Consider the following 18,464-nt stretch of genomic DNA (forward strand, 5'->3'; position numbering starts at 1 on the left):
CGCTGAGTAAACTACCGGTATCGGGTAACTTACTGAGCGTTACTTAAAGGGCATCGCCGGAAGACCGACGATGCCACATTAAGAGACGTTCTGCTAATTAGAACGCGTAACGTACACCAATATTATAACGTGGTTCTACGTCAGCGATGTTAACCAGCATATTCGGATGACGTTGGTGAGAACGCTGATACTCACCTGTCACGTTGATACCTTCAACAAACACTTCCAGATTTTCGTTAACCGCATAGCGAACGTTAACATCTAACTGGTCGTAGGCTTCAACATATGTTGGGTTCTGACCACCGTTACCATCAACGGTTGCTGCCAGGCGCGAATTCAACTCCGAAGTGCACCACTCGCTAAATTAGGCAGCCTTGCGTAATTCATTGAATACCGCAACAGGTTGCCTGAAGCCGAGGCACTTTCTCGGTCTGGCATTTAATGCCCGCTCTATTTCACTAATTTGCCTATCCGATACCGTCCGTAAATCGGTGCCTTTCCGGATGTACTGGCGCAGTAAACCGTTGAAGTTCTCATTCAGTCCGCGTTCCCATGATGAGTACGGATTCGCGAAGTAGATATTGGTTTTGAGCTTCTCAGCGACCAGCGCGTGGTCACAGAATTCGCTGCCGTTGTCCGCTGTGATTGTTCGGACATGACCTCGATATTTCCAGAGCATCCCAACCATGGCTCGGGCCACGTCTGCTGCGCTTTTCGCTGGCACTTTGCGTATCAGGTAAAGCTTACTTTTGCGCTCGACTAAACTAACAATCGCGCCCGTTCCTTGCTTGCCCAGAACCGTGTCAGCTTCCCAGTCACCGAACCGCTTTTTCTTGTTCACGATAGCGGGACGATGCTCAATGCCAACGCGATTCGGGATAATTATCCGCTTCGCACGGTCACCTTTACGATACCTTCTGTGACTCTGGCGCAGCTGTTTGTACAACCTACCGCCACGTAATTTATCACGCTGGACGTAGCGATAAATCCATTCGTGACTGACGTGATGACCGATGATTTTACCTACACCAGCAATCTGCTCAGGGCTCCATTTCTGGTTCAGCCCGAACTCAACAAAGGTAATCGTCAGTTCAGATATCCTGAACTTTGCGGCCTGGCTGCGGCGCTTCAGTGCTTTTGCCTGAGCGACTTCCGGCAAATAGTGGTTATCCCGAATTCTATTGCGATTTACTTCCCGGCTGATTGTGCTGTGACTCACGCTCAGACGTTTTCCGATCTCCCGATAACTGAAACCCTCGCGTAAGTAGGCCTCAATCTGGTATCGTTGTCCCTCGATCAACTGCTTGTAACTCATGGTAATACTCTAATTGTTTGGCGACTTTAGAATACCACCAACAGGCAGTTGATCATCTATCACCCGTTAACCATGAGTGGTGCACTTATTATCTGAATTCGGGGGAACTTGTCACGCCAGTTCCACGCTGCACGCACTTCCCATGCATCCATCTCGTAGAACAATACCGCGTTAGCAGTGTCGCTCAGACCTAACAGTACGAACTGTGTTTCAGTGCTGTAGTTATCATATTCCACATCACCGTCTACCATGGTGTAGTTCACGATAGCGCCGAAACCAGTATCACCGAAGATGTGCTGTACCGCAAACTCCATACCGTCTACTGAACGGCTGGCGTCAGAGTTAACCGGCTGAGTAACAGTAATTGGCAGAAGCGGATCTTCACCATCCAGACCAATAATTTCACCGGCTTCGTTGGTATAACCCTGGCTGATGAAATAATCACGGATTGCACCTAAATCGTCACCTACCGCTGCTACAGCTTCGTCGTAACGCGGACCACCGATTGGGGTTGCGATATCGAACAAGGTGTCAGTATACGTGTCAGTACCGATAAAGTTGTCTACTTCTTTGTCGAAGTAAGCAACAGATACGTAGCTGCCTTCACCGTAATAATATTCAGTAGAAATATCGATGTTAGTTGATTCGAACGGTAGCAGGTTCGGGTTACCCGCGCCGCCGGTACCGCCATTGAATCGTGCAAGCTGGTTTACAGTCAGACCACCCTGGATATCTGCGTAGCCAGGACGCGTAATAGTTTTGCTGTATGACGCACGTACAAACCAATCTTCCAGTACTTCAACTTTGAAATCTACAGAAGGCAGGAAGTGGTCGTAGCCACCATCCAGAGAGGTGAACTGATAGTCTCCTGGTACCAGACCAAATTCGTTGGCACCATCCCAACGCAGGTAGGCAATTTCCGGAACCTGTGCAGTAGAGTCTACAGTTGTATCTTCATAGCGTGCACCGATAGACAACCAGGCTGGCATGTTGCCAATATCGAACTGCATGTTAGCCTGCAGGTAAGCAGCCCACTGTTCTTCTGTCGTACGACGGTCAACCTGGTAGTTAGGGTCCATACAAAGAGTTGTGCCACACGGACCAAGGTTGTCGCCATTTTCAACAGCAATTGAAGAAATTGCACTGATCAGGTCGCCCAGGTTTGAACCATAGTAGAACGGCTCAAGGTCGGCACCATTGCTGCCCAGTACATCGTCGAAACGACCAGGCAGATTTTCCTGCATGAAGATATCATCCGGATAATCTTCCGGTGTACCGTAGCCGCCCCATGTATCGCGCTGTGCAACAGAGTAAGCTGAACGGTTTTTCACTTCGATGGCAGATAAACCAAAATCGATGCTGGTGATTACGCCTTCGTCCAGGTAGTAATTACCGCGGAACTGAAGCTGATCAATTTCAGACTTCATATAGCTGTTACGGATAGATGTGCCCGATGTCAGCATACGGTCTGCACTTAGACCATTTACGCCGTCAGCATAAGTGATGTCCATCACAGGGAAGTCCTGTGAATAGTCTACTTCAGTCAGTACACGGTCGAACTGAACCGCGGAAACAACGTTGTTGCTGCCCAGGTTATTCTTGGGACCGGCTTCTGCGTCAGATACGTGGTAGTCCACTTCCAGCGTTAGGTTATCGGTCGCCATCCACTCAACGTTCAGACCGATGGAGTTGTTTTCGTTAACCGCAGTGTAATCGCTGGTACCCAGACCGATATCACAGCAAGTTGAATCAGCATAAATTACCGGACCCATTACTGAGCCTTCGGTATTAGTGCCTGGCGTGTATTCACCGTATGCTGGCAGGCCGTTAAACCATGTAGACAGCTGCTGACGCATTGTGCGCGTTTCAAGCTCTGAGTATGTGTAATCAAGTGTCGCTGTCAGATCGTCGATAGGACGATATTGCAGAGTCAGCTGACCATTGGTACGGGTACGACGGATTTCATCGAAGTTGTACGCCAGGTTACGTGGTACAGAGTACAGGTCGTTCGGACCCGGGATGTTGGTGAAACTGCCGTCACGGGGTAGTGAACCCCAGTCACCGCCGTCACCGCGAATGGTATACCAGCCATTACCGGTTTCAGCGACTGCTGCACCGGCGTCACGGTCCTGGTAAGAACCAATTAACTGGATACCGAATGTATCATCAGCGAATGTCTGGCTGTAGATACCAGAAACTTCTGGCGTAATAGTGCTGCCGGTTTCTGTAGAGTTGTCTATAACACCTTTGGCGCCAACACTGGCTTTAAGACCAGGGTTACTTAATGGCTTAGCTGTTACCAGGTTTACAGTAGAACCGATACCACCGGTAGGCTGCGACGCCAGGCTGGTTTTAAAGACTTCTACTGCAGAAACGCCTTCTGACGGCAAGTTGGCAAAGTCAAAAGAGCGAGAAGATGATGCGCTGGTCGCTTCAATATTTGCCGCCGGCATTTGACGACCATTCAGCGTTACCAGGTTATAGTCAGGGCCGAAACCACGAACGGTAATACGGCTACCTTCACCGTTGCTTCTGTCGATTGCAACACCGGTGATACGCTGTAGCGATTCTGCAAGGTTTGTATCCGGGAATTTACCAATATCTTCAGCTGAGATAGCGTCTACCACACCTGATGCTGCTCTCTTTGTCAGCATTGCTTTGGTCAAACTTTCACGGATACCGCTAACTTCGATTACCTCAAAGTTACCTGCTTCAATTTCTTGATCATCGGCTTGCGCTTCCTGAGCCATAGCCTGATGCGATAACATCGCACCCATCGCAAGCGACAAGCATGTCGCAATACGTGTTTTGTTAAATGTAGTAGTTTTCATGTGTTTCCCCAGCCTGATTAACAACGTCCGCTTTCTTGTAAGCGCTTACAGGTAAAAGTACTCTGTTACGCCGGTTTTCCCTTTGGTCCCTGTTACAAAATGAACGTAAAACGCATTTATCACAAAAAGCCACCTTCAGCGGACATGGGTAAAAGAAAGCGCTTACAAAAATGTATCTTACGCTTTGTAAGCGCTTTCAGCGTAATGTACGAATATCGAACTTGTAATGCAAGTGTTTTTAAGTTGTTAATTAAAAAATCACCAACCCAAAATGTTAATAATTGTGTAAAAAGCCAGCGCGAATAGACGAACATTTAAACACCATAACCCCGCAAAGATCCTTCTAAGTCTAGTTAAACGCACATATTTTGCGCTCTCCTGAGATTAAATTATCGTTAATGATGATGCTCTGCTTCTTATCGATAACTGCGTATAACTAAGTTAATTCAAAATGTAAGCGCTTGCATTTTATGTGCGTAACTCTATACTGCCCAACAAACCATTAACAAGTGAAGCAACGGTATTAACTTAGGGACGCAACCTAAGCTTTTGCCACTACAGCACTTTTTACCTAATTATAAGGTTCGTTGTATGAGTCACCAGTCACAGGCAATTGCATCTGATAGGCCCTCGACTTCACAATTCGCATTGTGGGCACTAACTTCTTTATTCTTCATGTGGGGTTTTATCACCGCCATGAACGATATTCTTATTCCACACCTTAAAGCGCTGTTTGCGCTTAGCTATACCAAGGCAATGTTGGTACAGTTTTGCTTCTTCGGTGCCTACTTTTTAGTGTCTATTCCCGCGGGTAAACTGGTAAGTAAAGTGGGTTATCAAAAAGGAATCGGCGTCGGGTTGATTACAGCCGCTATCGGTTGCGTCATGTTTATACCGTCGGCTTTTTTAACTCAATACTGGATGTTCCTGGCTTCACTTTTTGTGCTTGCATCAGGTGTAACCGTTCTGCAGGTTGCTGCTAATCCGCTGGTTACGGTAATGGGCGACCCGGATACTGCATCAAGCCGTCTGACTATGACTCAGGGCTTCAATTCCCTCGGCACCACCGTGGCGCCCATCATTGGCGGCATGTTGCTGTTCTCCTCGCACGATGCAATGGAGACTCAGGTGCAGGCGGACTCAGTGGTGTTGCCCTATCTTGCACTTGCCGCAGTGCTGGCAATCATGGCCGCGATTATGGTGAAAATCTCGCTGCCCACACCTCAGCATGATGATGTTGAACTTGCTACCTCCGCCGACAGCTCCGTGCTGAAACACCGTCATCTGGCGCTGGGAGTTGTGGGACTGTTTACCTATGTGGGTGCCGAAGTAGCTATTGGTAGCTTTTTGGTCAACTATCTGGGTTTGGAAAATGTAATGGGCATGAGTGAAGCACAGGCTTCTTCTTATATTGCTTATTATTGGGGCGGCGCAATGGTCGGGCGTTTCATTGGTGCTGTTATTATGCAAAAAATTGATCCGGGCAAGCTGCTGGCGTTTAACAGTTTGCTGTCGTGCGCGTTGATTATTATCTCTGTAATCAGTGACGGCTCGGTCGCAATGTGGACCATTCTGGCAGTAGGTCTGTGTAACTCAATTATGTTCCCAACAATTTTCAGTCTGGCCCTGAAAGGGCTAGGCAGCCAGGCTGCCCAGGGTTCGGGTATGCTGTGTCTGGCTATCGTAGGCGGCGCGATAGTGCCGTTGGTGCAAGGTGCATTAGCCGATGCCTTCGGCCTGCAGTTATCGTTCCTACTTCCGGTACTTTGCTACCTGTATATCGCGTTCTATGGCGTGATTGGTTCAATACCGGCAACCAGCAAGGAGTCACATTCATGAAACCAGTCTATAAACAGTCGCTGAGCCTTATTGCCGCGGCACTAATAATAAGCGGCTGCCAGCAAAAAGAGGCTGAGACAGCAACTGGTAGTGCTACAAAAACCGCATCGGCGACAATGCCGCCATCAGCAGATGCAAAAGTGCCTGACTACTGGCCTGAAATCACTTTTGAGACAGAAAACAGTGATGAGGTTGAGGCGAAAGTGGAAGCACTATTGGCTGACATGACACTGGAGCAAAAGGTTGCGCAAATTATGCAGCCGGAAATTCGCGATGTTACCGTTGAAGACATGCGCAAATATGGCTTTGGCTCATATCTCAACGGTGGTGGTTCTTTCCCTGATGGTAACAAGCAAGCGACGCTGGAAGACTGGATTACGCTGGCTGATAAGATGTATGAAGCCTCAGTAGATGACTCACTGGACGGCAGCACCATTCCTACTATGTGGGGAACGGATGCGGTACACGGACACAACAATGTTATCGGCGCAACATTGTTCCCGCACAATATTGGTCTGGGCGCAATGCATGAGCCTGAACTGATGAAGCAGATCGCCACGGCAACAGCACGGGAAGTACGAGCGACCGGCATCGACTGGATTTTTGCACCGACAGTGGCTACCGCGCGGGATGACCGCTGGGGACGTACCTATGAGTCCTACTCAGAAGACCCTGAAATTGTAGGCCAGTATGCACGGGCTATTGTCAGTGGTCTGCAAGGTGACATCAGCGATGGCAACATTGATGAAGAGCATGTGGTTTCGACAGTTAAGCACTTTGTAGGTGATGGTGGTACCGATGGTGGTGACGATCAGGGCAATAACCTGGCGGATGAAGAAACCCTTTATCGTATTCATGCCCAGGGTTATGTGCATGGCCTGAATGCCGGTGCTCAATCTGTTATGGCATCTTTTAATAGCTGGCACGGCAAAAAGATTCATGGCAGCAAGTACCTGCTAACGAACGTGTTGAAAGAAAAGATGGGCTTTGACGGCTTTGTTGTGGGTGACTGGAATGGTCACGGCCAGATAGAAGGTTGTACTAATGAAAGCTGCCCGCAGGCAATTAATGCCGGGCTTGACGTTTACATGGTGCCAACCGATGCATGGAAGCCATTATTTGAAAACACAGTAGCGCAGGTTAAAAGCGGTGAGATTTCGCAAGAGCGTCTTGATGATGCTGTGCGTCGTGTGCTTCGCGTGAAAGTAAGGGTTGGCCTGTTCGATTTGCCATCTCCGGCCAACAGAGCGCTATCAGCAAAATCAGATGTTATTGGCTCTGATGAGCATCGCGCTGTTGCCCGTGAGGCGGTCAGAAAGTCTCTGGTTATGCTAAAGAACCAGAATAATGTGTTACCGCTTTCTCCTGACATGAATGTGTTAGTTGCCGGTGATGCGGCCGATAATATCGGTAAGCAGTCGGGCGGCTGGACCATTACCTGGCAGGGTACCGGTAATAAAAACAGTGATTTCCCCGGTGCTACCTCTATATATGGCGGTATTGAACAAGCGGTAAAAGCTGCCGGCGGAACGGCGACATTGTCTGAAGATGGCAGTTTTGAGCAAAAGCCTGACGTGGCTATCGTCGTGTTCGGCGAAAACCCTTACGCAGAAGGTAACGGCGACTTGTCGAACCTGGAATACCAGCGCGGCGACAAAACTGACCTGGCGCTTCTTCGCCAGTTGAAGTCTCAGAATATTCCGGTGGTTTCAGTATTTATCACTGGCCGACCGCTATGGACCAATCCTGAAATAAACGCCAGTGACGCATTTGTTGTTGCCTGGTTACCTGGCTCAGAAGGGCAGGGCGTTGCAGATGTGCTGTTCACTGATAACAATGGTGACGTTGATTATCCGATGCAGGGTAAGCTTTCATTCTCATGGCCTGCGAAGCCAACGCAAATCGTGAACAAAGATGATGGTCAGAAAGCGCAGTTTGACTATGGCTATGGCCTTCGCTATGGCGAAGAGGACCCCATCGATGCACCACTTTCCGAAGAAGCTGGCGCAGATGAAGACCTGGTGCTTGCGCATGAAATCTTTGTGCGTGATATCCAGAAGCCGTGGCATCTTGAGGTACTGGATGCAGATGGCCAGCATGTTATGACCAGTAACACGATGTCAGTAAAAGGCGCGGATGTTCGCACCACTGATCGTAATGTGCAGGAAGACACGCTGGAACTGACCTTCAAAGATAAAGCAACAGTTCGTTTTGCTGCTCAGTTCCCCGAAGATCTGCGTGACTATCTCACTGAGAGTGCAGCTATCCACATGGCGGTTCAGCTATCAAAAGCCGATGCCGATGTTCAGGTGAGCATGATGTGTGGTGAAGACTGCGAAGGCAGCGTTGCACTTAAGGATTTTGCTCAACAGAGCACGCAGTGGCAGAAAGTTGCTATTCCTACCCAGTGTTTAAAAGATGCTGGCGTAGCCTTTGATGAGGTTTTCTCAGTACTTGGCTTCAACGCATCAGCCCCGGTAACACTGAAAGTTTCTGATATTCGTATCGAACCTTCGATGCAGGATGTACCAACCTGCCCGTAACAGGCATGTTGTTATTTCGCTAAGTCAAAAGCTCCGACAATGTTCGGAGCTTTTTTTGGGCCTGAAATGATAAACTTGTCACCGATAAAGTCTCCGGCTGCACTGACAAGACGCGCAGGTAAACGATTAAAAGCTGCATTCTGCGAACATATCCGTAGAATACTGCGCCTGAGAATTTCACTGCCCGGGACATAATGCACACTTCACCATCATCATCAGCCACTTCTTCTGGCTTTCCGTTGTTTTTGTTTTTCGCCATTATGATGGTGGCAGCTAATCTGCGCGCACCGTTTACCGGTGTGGCGCCGCTACTGACAGATTTGCAAACCAGCTTATCCATCAATGCCAGTACCGCCGGCCTGATGATTACCCTCCCGCTGATAGTCTTTATGGTGGTATCTCCGCTTATTCCACGCTTGTCCAGACGCTACGGCATGGAGCGAATGTTGTTGGCAGCGTTAGTGCTGATTGGCATTGGTATAGCAGCCCGGTCGGCAGGGGGACTGTTCTGGCTGTTTTCCGGTACCGTTATTATCGGGGCGGGCATAGCTGCCGGGAATGTATTGCTTCCCGGGGTAGTAAAGTCACGCTTTCCCAACCATATTGCCTTGCTGACATCTGCCTATGTGCTGGCTATGGGGATCATGGCGGCGCTATGGTCTGCACTTGTCATCCCCATTGCGGATGCCTCATGGGGTGACTGGCAAATTGCGCTGCTGGCGATGTTAGTCATGCCTGTTATTTCAGGCATATTGTGGCTTACCCAGCTAAAGGGTACCCGTAAACCTGAACCGGGCAGTGTTAAAAAGCCGGGCCGTTCTATTTTCAGATCGCTGCTTACCTGGCAGGTGTGTGGTTTTTTTGCCTGCAATTCGTTTTTATATTATTCGGTGGTCAGCTGGTTACCGGCCGTGGTGGGTGAAGCTGGCTTCAGCGATGCCCAGGCGGGCTCAATTCATGGTGTTTTTCAGTTTGCAGGCGCCTTACCTGGTCTGGTGATTGTACCGGCAATGGCGAGACTGTCAGATCAGCGGGGATTAAGCGCAACCATGACGGCAGTGAACCTGGCTGGCTTTGCCGGCATCATGGTGCTGCCATCTTTGGCATATCTTTGGGCTGCGCTACTGGGCTTTGGTATTGGAGCGAACTTTATTCTTGCGCTGTCATTTTTAGGCTTACGGGCACGCAACGGCGACCAGGCGGCTTCTTTATCCAGTGCAGCGCAAACGCTGGGCTACTGTATTGCTGCCACCGGCCCGTTACTGCTTGGCGCTATTTATGATGCGTTAGGGGAATGGCAATTAGCGTTATGGGTCTGTGTCATTTTCAGTATTGCGCAGGCACTGCTGGGCACACGGGTCGGAAGAAACGTTTTGTTACCGGCTGACACTGCGGCTGGATAGCAGGCGCGCGCCGGACAGGGCAGGATGAACCTGCCCGCGCTTACCAGAGTATCAGTTCTATCTATTTTTGACCGGTGATGTGTATAGCGTCACGGCACGATGTCTGGTAGTAAATCCTTGAATTTCCGATACGACATTAACGGCCTCAGGGCTATTGCGGTTATTGCCGTTGTAATCTTTCACTTTGATCCTTCCTGGCTGCCGGGTGGCTTTGCCGGTGTCGATGTCTTTTTTGTCATTTCCGGCTTTTTGATGACAAGCATCATCTTTCGCGGCTTTGAGAAATCTTCGTTTAGTCTCATCAAATTTTATATCGCGCGGGCTAACCGCATTATACCCGCGCTGGCAATGTTGTGTCTGACGGTTGTGCTTGCCGGTTGGTTTCTGCTTTTTCCAGAAGAATACGAAGCGTTAGGTAAGCACGCTGCCAGCAGTATTACCTTTATCTCCAATTTTGTTTACTGGCAGGAGGCCGGGTATTTTGATGCGGCATCTCATGAAAAGTGGCTGCTGCATACCTGGTCGCTGGCGGTAGAGTGGCAGTTCTACCTGATTTACCCGCTGATATTACTGGCTCTTAAACCTCTGCTGGGAATTGATAAACTGCGTCATGGTGTACTGGTAATGACACTGGCGCTTCTGATATTCAGTATTTCAACATCAGCCTTGTGGCCCAGCGCCTCCTATTACTTACTGGCAACCCGTTCCTGGGAGTTGCTGGCCGGCGGACTGGTATTTCTCTATCCGGTTAAACTGCACAAAAACGCCGCCCGGGTTGTAGCCTGGACAGGTATCCTGCTTATCGGTCTGGCCTATGCAATCGTCGATGCTACCTATGCCTGGCCTGGTACGTGGGCAATCGTGCCTGTGCTGGGAACTGCAATGGTCATTATGGCGGGAGTGCAGAATAGCTGGCTGACCAATAACTGGCTGTTCCAGCCCCTTGGGCGATGGTCTTACTCTATCTACCTGTGGCACTGGCCGTTAGTGGTTTTCGGTTATCGCTACGATATTGCGTACTGGTGGGTAGCTGGCATTATTCTCTCTGTCGTGTTCGGATTTCTCAGTTATCGGTTTATTGAGAATATCCGCTGGCAGCGCATTGAGTCGCTTACTGCTGTATGGCGCGCAAAGCCAGTATGGATTGGCGCACTGGCGATGGTAGCAGGGCTTACAATAATGACTCAGCAGGGACTGTCAGGCCGGTTTACACCTGACATGCAGTCTTTGCTGGCCTCAATGAGCCCGAGCCCCTATCGCGAAAAATGCCATATCGATGAATACGATAACCCTCGCGATGCCTGTGAGTATGAAAATGAGAATGTTACCTGGGCGGTATTTGGTGACAGTCATAGCGTTGAATTGGCCTATGCGCTTGCCAAGCGTCTGGATGAACAGAACGAAGGGATAAAGCACTATACCTTTTCCGGATGCGCACCGTCACTGTTGCAGGAAAACGGAACCAGCCGGTGTACCCGCTGGTACAAAGAAGCGGTAGCAGACATTATCAGCGATGACAGAATAGACAATGTGCTTATTAATCACCGTTATTCCTGGACCCTGTTTGGTGACCATATCCCTGATTATCCGGCAGTACCGGCGGATGCTAACCCTGAACGCACCGCGCGTATTCTGCGCTCGTTTGATGCCGCAATAAATAAACTTGCCAGCCATAAGTCGCAGGTTGTTATCATGTATCCGGTACCGGAGATTGCCAGGACCGTGCCGCTGCTGGTGGCATCGAAGGACCTGTTCAATGAAAGCACCGACCAGGTCATAGGCACATCCAAAGCTTACTACCAAAAGCGCAACGCAGTGATTCTTAAACACTTAAACAGCGCCAACTATCCTGACAGTGTGAAGGTTATCCGCCCCGGGGATACCTGGTGCGATGAAGCGAAGTGTTACGCTGTTAATGGCGGTAAGGCGCTGTATTTTGACAGTAACCACCCTTCGGTTTACGGAGCGCAGGCTTTGATATCCCTGATGCCTCAGGCGTGGCTGGATAAACCCGGGTCAAACACCGGCGCGTTATAAAAGCGGCTGTTGGCTGGCACTTGCTGTGCTACAGCACTGTTGGCACCGATAATAGCAGCAGCCCCGATCCGGGCGCCAGGAAGTAGCAGACAGTTAGCGCCAATCCACGCGTGGTCCTCAATAATCACCGGTGCGGACGATGTTGTATAATCAGCTATCGGACCGCTACTGATAATGACATTGGGGCCTATGAACACCCCTTTGCCAATGCAGATGTTCTGGTAGCCCAACAACGCACAGTTATGGTTAAAGAAGGTGCCTTCATCAATAGTGACGGTGTCAGGCGCTTCGCAAAAAAAGGCAGGCTCAATAAAAAATGTGGCCGGGTCGGTAAATAAGTGACGAAACGTGGTACTGCGCTTATGTTCGCCCGCCTGGGCTATTTCTTGTTCCAGCGAATGGTGCCGGTCGACAATGGGTTGGTTCTGGCTGATAGCCTGAAAATAGCGGATATCGCCATGACGACGTTCTGGTTGCGCTGTTACGTTGCTTTGATTATGGTGCATAACGAATCATCCGCAATATATCGATAAGTGAATGTCTGACAGGGAAATTGTGCTGGTCCGTCATGGGCGTCCGGCGTCTGAAAATAACGACAGGTTGTCCAGCAGTGGGTTCGCCCGCTGGGTAAAAAACTATAACCGCTGCGATTTACACCCTGACAGCCAGCCACGGTGCCAGCGTGACTTTAGCCAACACTATACCATTTCCAGCGCACTGCATCGTGCCCGATTGTCGGCACAGCGTTATACCGGTCAACCCGCAACAGAGTCTAACGCTGCGTTTAATGAAATGGACATTCCCCGCTACCGGTTACCGTTTACGCTGAACGCATGGACGTGGGTGTATCTGAATCGTGCGATGTGGATTGCCGGCCGGCGCGGTCCCTTTGAGTCATTTTCCCAAGCCAGACGCAGGGTCGAACAGGCATGTGAATTGCTTGTCGAGAGAGCTGAAACGCATCACAAGGTTGTGTTATTTGCCCATGCGATGACCAATCGCTTTTTGAGTCGCTATTTAACGCGCCGTGGCTGGCAGGTTATCGAAAAAGATCATCGTTACTGGGGGGTTATTATCCTGCGTGAGCCGGCGAGCCGGCAGTAAAGTATGCTGTCCTATGACATAGTATTAAACTTATGTGCCAGTAACGCCGATACATAGCCTACTATAGCTGATAGAGTGAAGTTGCCATTGGTTAATAACAGACAATTTGGTTTAGCATCTGCACAGGGTGGTGTGCAACTGAATGTGATCATCGCCATTGTCTTTGCAACGGTTCTGGCTGGGCTTATCTGGTATTTCGACCAGTCTGATCCGGGCTTCCATCGCCAGGCCCTGAAGAAAATGGCCACGCGGTTACAGCATAATGCTGGCTACGCTCACTGGCAGTGGCAGTCAGAAAAACAACCACCACGTATAATGATGGTTCATTATGATGCGCAGGACAGAGAAAAATCGAGACGTCCCCTGGCCATGGCCAGCTTTGGTTATCCCAGGGTGGCTGACGAAGACGACGCCTGCGATACACTGTGGTTGCAGTTACTCGATGAACCAATGGAAGTAGAAGGATTCAGAGTGAAAGGGCGCTATGTGCGCGGCGATCTGGAAAATGGTGAGGCCGTAAATGCATATTGTCGATTTTCTATTAGCTCTGGCGACCGGTTTGATTATATTATTCGCACCGGAAAAATCGACTGGTAGCCGTAGTTTTACCCGCATGGTAAAAGTTAACAAAAATTTGGCCCGGTCTTAATTTGCTCGCTGTCTGGAAAGGTAAGTTGTCACTAGCCTGAGACGAAGCAAATTTAATGGGGAAAAAAGTGTGTTGAGAGTGGTCTTGACTTGCCCAAACCACCCCCCGTTGTTAAAGTGTGGTGATAATTAACGACGTCTTTGCTGGTGCGTGCTCACCTCACCTATCACCGCGACCAGCGTACAGTTACAGGAATTTGTATTTCATGTTTAAAAAGCTTCGGGGCATGTTTTCTAATGATTTGTCCATCGACCTCGGAACAGCTAATACGCTGATCTATGTGAAAGATCAGGGCATAGTGTTAAACGAACCTTCAGTTGTTGCTATTCGGCAAGAGCGCGCCGGTGGTCCGAAAAGCGTGGCCGCAGTGGGTGCGGAAGCCAAGCGTATGCTGGGTCGTACACCTGGCAACATTCGCGCTATTCGCCCGATGAAAGACGGGGTTATCGCTGACTTCTTTGTTACAGAGAAAATGCTTCAGCACTTCATCAAACAAGTTCATGATAACAACTTTCTGCGTCCCAGCCCTCGTGTACTGGTCTGTGTACCCTGCGGGTCAACCCAGGTAGAGCGTCGTGCAATTCGCGAATCTGCACTAGGTGCAGGCGCCCGGGAAGTCTATCTGATCGACGAGCCTATGGCTGCGGCGATTGGTGCCGGGTTACCGGTTTCAGAAGCCACAGGTTCGATGGTTGTCGATATCGGTGGTGGTACGACAGAAGTTGCGATTATCTCACTAAATGGTGTGGTGTATTCGTCATCAGTTCGTATCGGTGGTGACAAATTTGATGAAGCCATCATCAACTACGTTCGCCGTAACTTCGGCTCTTTGATTGGTGAGGCAACAGCCGAGCGTATCAAGCATGAGATTGGTGCTGCGTATCCGGGCGAGGAAGTACGTGAGATTGAAGTGCGCGGTCGTAATCTGGCAGAAGGTGTACCTCGCGGCTTCACGCTTAACTCTAACGAAATCCTTGAAGCGCTGCAGGAACCGCTCACTGGTATCGTGTCTGCGGTGATGGTTGCGCTGGAACAGTCGCCACCAGAGCTGGCGTCAGACATTTCAGAGCGCGGCATGGTGCTTACCGGCGGTGGTGCATTGCTGAAAGATCTGGACCGTTTGCTGATGGAAGAAACCGGTATTCCGGTCGTGATTGCCGATGACCCGCTGACCTGCGTAGCCCGCGGTGGTGGTAAAGCCTTTGACATGATCGACCTCCACGGCGGCGATCTTTTCACTTACGAATAACATCAGGCAGGCAGCAATTACGCTGCCTGTTGGTTCTTAATGGATACCATATTTACCCGCGGCCCATCGCTGAACAACCGACTTGCGCTTGCTATAGCCTTGTCGGTTTTGTTGATCTTTGCAGACCACAAACTTGATGCTTTTCAGTCTACCCGGGTGTACCTGAACTCCATCATGAGTCCGCTGCAATACATAGCGAATTTGCCTAAAGTATTGCTTAACGAAAGTGCGCAACGCCTCACCTCCCATCAGGCCTTACTGGCCGATAATGAGCGGCTGACCAATCAGAACCTTAAAATGAGTGAGCAGCTTCAGCGGTTCAATGTGTTACAGGCTGAAAATGCTGAGCTGAGAAAACTGCTGGATGTGCCGGTAAAACCCCAGGTGCGTAAAATGGTGGCCGAGCTGATGGCGGTGGACAACAATCCGTTCAGTCAGCAAATCATGATCAACAAGGGTGCGCTGGATGGTGTTTATCTTTCACAGTCGGTTTTAGATGATCGCGGTATTGTCGGGCAGGTAATGGAAGTAGGCACAACGAACAGTCGTGTGGTGCTAATTTCTGATGTCACTCACGCTATTCCGGTTCGGTCATTACGTAACAACATTCGCTTTGTTGCAACGGGCAACGGCGCGTTTGATGAACTGTTTTTAGAGCACGTCCCCCACAGTGTCGATGTTCAGGAGGGCGATATGCTGGTGTCATCAGGCTTAGGCGAAGTCTTCCCGGAAGGCTATCCGGTCGCCCGTGTTTCCTCCGTTGTGCATGATGAGGGACGACCATTTGCCACTGTTACTGCACAACCACTTGCCAGACTCGACCGCCTCAAACATCTGTTGTTGCTATGGCCGCAACAAGAGCCTGATACCGAAACTGAACAGCAGGCGCAAGAATCATCACGTGCTGCTACGCAGCAGGGAGAGTAGTCACCATTATGTTGCGGGCCCGTCACTACGTTATTACATCAACCATTCTGGTTGCCCTGGTTTTACAAATTATGCCGCTGCCTATTCAGGCAGATTTATACAGACCTGACTGGGTGCTGATTGTACTTGCGTACTGGACAATGGCGTTGCCACACAGGGTGAATGTTGGTGTTGCCTTCTTAGCTGGTCTGGCTATGGATATTCTATTGGGGACTGCTTTAGGAATTCACAGCCTGGCATTAAGTGCCTCGGTGTATGTTTTGGCGGCCAATTATCAGCGTTTGCGCAACTATTCGGTCTGGCAACAGGCGATCATCATCGGCTTGTTATGTTCTTTGTATCACCTGGTCTTGTTCTGGCTGCAACACTTGTTGACGGACATACCGTTTCAGTTTGCCTATTTATGGCCAATTTTCAGTTCAATGATACTGTGGCCCTGGATATTCTGGCTGCTGAGAAAGTTACGCCGACAGTTAACAATTACCTGAATCAGGGACTCGTTTATCATGACCCTCATCCTTGCATCCGCGTCACCCCGCCGAACGGCGCTGTTAAATCAGATGGGATTTACCCATACTCAAATGCCGGTGGATATCGATGAATCTGCTAAAAGTGGCGAGACGCCGAAAGCGATGGTAGAGAGGCTGGCCGCAGAAAAAGCGTTGACCGCCTTTGGTCGTTTAGGTGATGCGCAACGCCGTGATGCCATCATACTGGCATCAGATACGCTGATTGCCTTTGAGGGAGAAAGCCTGGGCAAACCAGCAGATGAGGAAGATTGCATCGCCATGCTACAGCGACTTTCCGGTCAGGTGCATGAGGTACTGACGTCTATCAGCGTGATGGATGCACAGCGCCAGATTACACAAACCATAACAACCGAAGTGCATTTTGCGCCGGTTAGTGAAGCACAGTGTCGTCAATACTGGGCTACCGGCGAACCGGCAGACAAAGCCGGCAGTTATGCTATCCAAGGAATAGGCGGTCAGTTTGTAAAATCTGTTAAAGGTAGTGTAAGTGCAGTGATTGGTCTGCCATTATATGAAACACGATGCCTGTTAAACGAATTCGGGGTGGATGCATGAGTGGTGAGTTGCTGATAAACGTCACACCATCAGAGTCGCGGGTGGCACTGATTGAAAATGGCATATTGCAGGAAATACACGTAGAGCGACATACCAAAAAAGGCCTGGTCGGTAACATGTACCGCGGTAAGGTCAGTCGGGTATTGCCGGGCATGCAGGCGGCATTTGTTGATATTGGCCTGGAAAAAGCCGCGTTTTTACACGCATCAGACATCGTTCTGCATAACGAGATTGTCGGTGAAGTGACTGCCAGCCATATTCAGAAGCAGGACATCCGCGAACTGGTGCGCGAAGGGCAGGAAATAGTGGTGCAGGTGGTTAAAGATCCTATCGGTACCAAGGGCGCACGCCTGACCACTGACATTACCATTCCCTCAAGGTATCTGGTGTTCATGCCCAGTGTGACCCATGTGGGCGTGTCTCAGCGCATCGAAGATGAGAACGAACGCGAACGCCTGAAAACATTGATGGAAGAATTTTGCGACGATGACGGTGGATTTATCCTGCGTACCGCGGCAGAAGGCGTAAGTAAGACAGAGCTGTCTCAGGATGCGGCGTTCTTGCGCCGGCTGTGGAATAAAATTCAACAGCGAATGAAAAAGAAAAAGTCGAATGTGCTTTATGAAGATCTGCCGCTGGCAAGACGGGTTATCCGCGACTTTGTCGGCACTGAGCTTGACCGTATTCGCATCGACTCAAAATTGTCCTTTCATGAGCTTGAAGAATTCACCAAAGAATATGTGCCTGAATTAAGTAATAAGCTGGATTATTACCGCGGCGACCGCCCTATATTCGACCTGTATGATGTTGAAAACGAGGTGCAGCGCGCGCTTGAGCGCAGAGTCGATTTGAAATCAGGTGGCTACCTGATTATCGACCAGACCGAGGCCATGACAACCATCGACATCAATACCGGTGCTTTTGTCGGTCACCGAAACCTCGAAGAAACTATTTTTAACACCAATATCGAAGCCACGCTGGCCATTGCTCGGCAGTTACGGCTGCGAAATCTCGGCGGTATGATTCTTATCGACTTTATCGATATGACTGAACCTGATCATAAACGACGGGTCTTACATAGTCTGGAAGTGGCTACCAGTAAAGATCGCGCCAAAATAAACATCCATGGCTTTACGGCATTAGGGCTTATTGAAATGACCCGTAAACGCACCCGTGAAAGCCTTGAACATGTGTTATGTGGTGACTGCCCGGTATGTAAGGGCCGTGGTACCATGAAAACGATTGAGACTATCTGTTTTGAAATCATGCGCGAGATTGTGCGGGTCAATCGTGCTTATGATGCCGATAAGTTTGTTGTTTATGCATCGCCGCATGTGGCCGAAGCACTGTTAGGTGAGGAATCGCACATGCTGGCCGAGCTTGAAGTGTTTGTTTCCAAGCAAATCAAAGTGCAGACCGAGCCGCTTTATAATCAGGACAAATATGACGTTGTCATGATGTAGAGAGTGTCTGGCTGACATC

General features: G+C 49.7%; 15 protein-coding genes. 11 read left to right on the forward strand and 4 right to left on the reverse strand.

Translation table 11 applies throughout. The annotated features are described in order from the left end of the window. Nucleotides 1-97: 97 nt before the first annotated feature. The 3 genes from FBQ74_RS01085 to FBQ74_RS01095 are packed head-to-tail and all read right to left on the reverse strand — an operon-like array spanning nucleotide 98 to nucleotide 4,146. Nucleotides 98-340 carry a TonB-dependent receptor gene (locus FBQ74_RS01085; protein WP_139754916.1) on the reverse strand — a complete coding sequence of 81 codons (243 nt, stop codon included), beginning with the start codon at nucleotides 338-340 and terminating at the stop codon, nucleotides 98-100. A gap of 24 nt (nucleotides 341-364) precedes the next feature. Continuing rightward, nucleotides 365-1,315, reverse strand: coding sequence for an IS30 family transposase (locus tag FBQ74_RS01090; protein ID WP_139754917.1), 951 nt, complete (start codon nucleotides 1,313-1,315; stop codon nucleotides 365-367). A 59-nt stretch (nucleotides 1,316-1,374) separates the two neighbouring features. Then, nucleotides 1,375-4,146: a TonB-dependent receptor gene (locus tag FBQ74_RS01095; RefSeq protein ID WP_232371956.1), complete on the reverse strand. Its 2,772-nt coding sequence runs from the start codon at nucleotides 4,144-4,146 to the stop codon at nucleotides 1,375-1,377. A 591-nt stretch (nucleotides 4,147-4,737) separates the two neighbouring features. Between FBQ74_RS01095 and FBQ74_RS01100 the strand changes: the two genes are divergently transcribed. From FBQ74_RS01100 to FBQ74_RS01115, 4 genes are all read left to right on the forward strand, one after another. Further along, entirely contained in the window at nucleotides 4,738-5,985 is a 1,248-nt protein-coding gene (locus FBQ74_RS01100) for a sugar MFS transporter (RefSeq protein ID WP_139754918.1), read from the forward strand. Beyond that, on the forward strand, nucleotides 5,982-8,528 hold the full coding sequence (locus FBQ74_RS01105; protein ID WP_139754919.1) for a glycoside hydrolase family 3 protein: 2,547 nt from the start codon (nucleotides 5,982-5,984) through the stop codon (nucleotides 8,526-8,528). The genes FBQ74_RS01100 and FBQ74_RS01105 overlap by 4 nt, the downstream gene beginning before the upstream one ends. A gap of 194 nt (nucleotides 8,529-8,722) precedes the next feature. Continuing rightward, nucleotides 8,723-9,931 carry an MFS transporter gene (locus FBQ74_RS01110; protein WP_139754920.1) on the forward strand — a complete coding sequence of 403 codons (1,209 nt, stop codon included), beginning with the start codon at nucleotides 8,723-8,725 and terminating at the stop codon, nucleotides 9,929-9,931. Nucleotides 9,932-10,048: 117 nt separating this feature from the next. Then, nucleotides 10,049-11,968, forward strand: a complete 1,920-nt coding sequence (locus tag FBQ74_RS01115) for an acyltransferase family protein (RefSeq protein WP_139754921.1) — start codon at nucleotides 10,049-10,051, stop codon at nucleotides 11,966-11,968. Here the strand turns inward: FBQ74_RS01115 and FBQ74_RS01120 are convergent. Continuing rightward, nucleotides 11,923-12,474, reverse strand: a complete 552-nt coding sequence (locus FBQ74_RS01120) for an acyltransferase (protein WP_139754922.1) — start codon at nucleotides 12,472-12,474, stop codon at nucleotides 11,923-11,925. The genes FBQ74_RS01115 and FBQ74_RS01120 overlap by 46 nt on opposite strands. Before the next feature lie 31 nt (nucleotides 12,475-12,505). On the opposite strand from FBQ74_RS01120, the gene FBQ74_RS01125 reads away from it, so the two are divergent. The 7 genes from FBQ74_RS01125 (at nucleotide 12,506) to rng (ending at nucleotide 18,445) form a co-directional block, all read left to right on the forward strand. Continuing rightward, on the forward strand, nucleotides 12,506-13,072 hold the full coding sequence (locus tag FBQ74_RS01125) for a histidine phosphatase family protein (RefSeq protein ID WP_139754923.1): 567 nt from the start codon (nucleotides 12,506-12,508) through the stop codon (nucleotides 13,070-13,072). A gap of 75 nt (nucleotides 13,073-13,147) precedes the next feature. Beyond that, nucleotides 13,148-13,669 carry a hypothetical protein gene (locus FBQ74_RS01130; protein WP_139754924.1) on the forward strand — a complete coding sequence of 174 codons (522 nt, stop codon included), beginning with the start codon at nucleotides 13,148-13,150 and terminating at the stop codon, nucleotides 13,667-13,669. 257 nt (nucleotides 13,670-13,926) lie between these two features. Beyond that, complete coding sequence (locus FBQ74_RS01135) at nucleotides 13,927-14,970, forward strand: rod shape-determining protein (protein WP_018984381.1); 1,044 nt, start codon at nucleotides 13,927-13,929, stop codon at nucleotides 14,968-14,970. A 39-nt stretch (nucleotides 14,971-15,009) separates the two neighbouring features. Then, entirely contained in the window at nucleotides 15,010-15,897 is an 888-nt protein-coding gene (gene mreC / locus FBQ74_RS01140; RefSeq protein ID WP_139754925.1) for a rod shape-determining protein MreC, read from the forward strand. An 11-nt stretch (nucleotides 15,898-15,908) separates the two neighbouring features. Further along, nucleotides 15,909-16,385, forward strand: coding sequence for a rod shape-determining protein MreD (gene mreD / locus FBQ74_RS01145; protein WP_139757844.1), 477 nt, complete (start codon nucleotides 15,909-15,911; stop codon nucleotides 16,383-16,385). Nucleotides 16,386-16,403: 18 nt separating this feature from the next. Next, on the forward strand, nucleotides 16,404-16,982 hold the full coding sequence (locus FBQ74_RS01150; RefSeq protein ID WP_139754926.1) for a Maf family protein: 579 nt from the start codon (nucleotides 16,404-16,406) through the stop codon (nucleotides 16,980-16,982). Continuing rightward, a complete protein-coding gene (gene rng / locus FBQ74_RS01155) occupies nucleotides 16,979-18,445 on the forward strand; it encodes a ribonuclease G (protein ID WP_139754927.1) in 1,467 nt (488 codons plus the stop codon). Before FBQ74_RS01150 ends, rng begins: the two co-directional genes overlap by 4 nt. Nucleotides 18,446-18,464: the final 19 nt, after the last annotated feature.

Source organism: Salinimonas iocasae, from assembly GCF_006228385.1.
Taxonomy (GTDB): Bacteria; Pseudomonadota; Gammaproteobacteria; order Enterobacterales; family Alteromonadaceae; genus Alteromonas; species Alteromonas iocasae.

Bases quoted from the DNA above. Each gene is read 5' to 3' on its own strand.
- FBQ74_RS01090 (WP_139754917.1), bottom strand. From the start codon at position 1,315: ATGAGTTACAAGCAGTTGATCGAGGGACAACGATACCAGATTGAGGCC.
- FBQ74_RS01095 (WP_232371956.1), bottom strand. From the start codon at position 4,146: ATGAAAACTACTACATTTAACAAAACACGTATTGCGACATGCTTGTCG.
- FBQ74_RS01100 (WP_139754918.1), top strand. From the start codon at position 4,738: ATGAGTCACCAGTCACAGGCAATTGCATCTGATAGGCCCTCGACTTCA.
- FBQ74_RS01105 (WP_139754919.1), top strand. From the start codon at position 5,982: ATGAAACCAGTCTATAAACAGTCGCTGAGCCTTATTGCCGCGGCACTA.
- FBQ74_RS01110 (WP_139754920.1), top strand. From the start codon at position 8,723: ATGCACACTTCACCATCATCATCAGCCACTTCTTCTGGCTTTCCGTTG.
- FBQ74_RS01120 (WP_139754922.1), bottom strand. From the start codon at position 12,474: ATGCACCATAATCAAAGCAACGTAACAGCGCAACCAGAACGTCGTCAT.
- FBQ74_RS01125 (WP_139754923.1), top strand. From the start codon at position 12,506: ATGTCTGACAGGGAAATTGTGCTGGTCCGTCATGGGCGTCCGGCGTCT.
- FBQ74_RS01135 (WP_018984381.1), top strand. From the start codon at position 13,927: ATGTTTAAAAAGCTTCGGGGCATGTTTTCTAATGATTTGTCCATCGAC.
- mreC (WP_139754925.1), top strand. From the start codon at position 15,010: ATGGATACCATATTTACCCGCGGCCCATCGCTGAACAACCGACTTGCG.
- FBQ74_RS01150 (WP_139754926.1), top strand. From the start codon at position 16,404: ATGACCCTCATCCTTGCATCCGCGTCACCCCGCCGAACGGCGCTGTTA.
- rng (WP_139754927.1), top strand. From the start codon at position 16,979: ATGAGTGGTGAGTTGCTGATAAACGTCACACCATCAGAGTCGCGGGTG.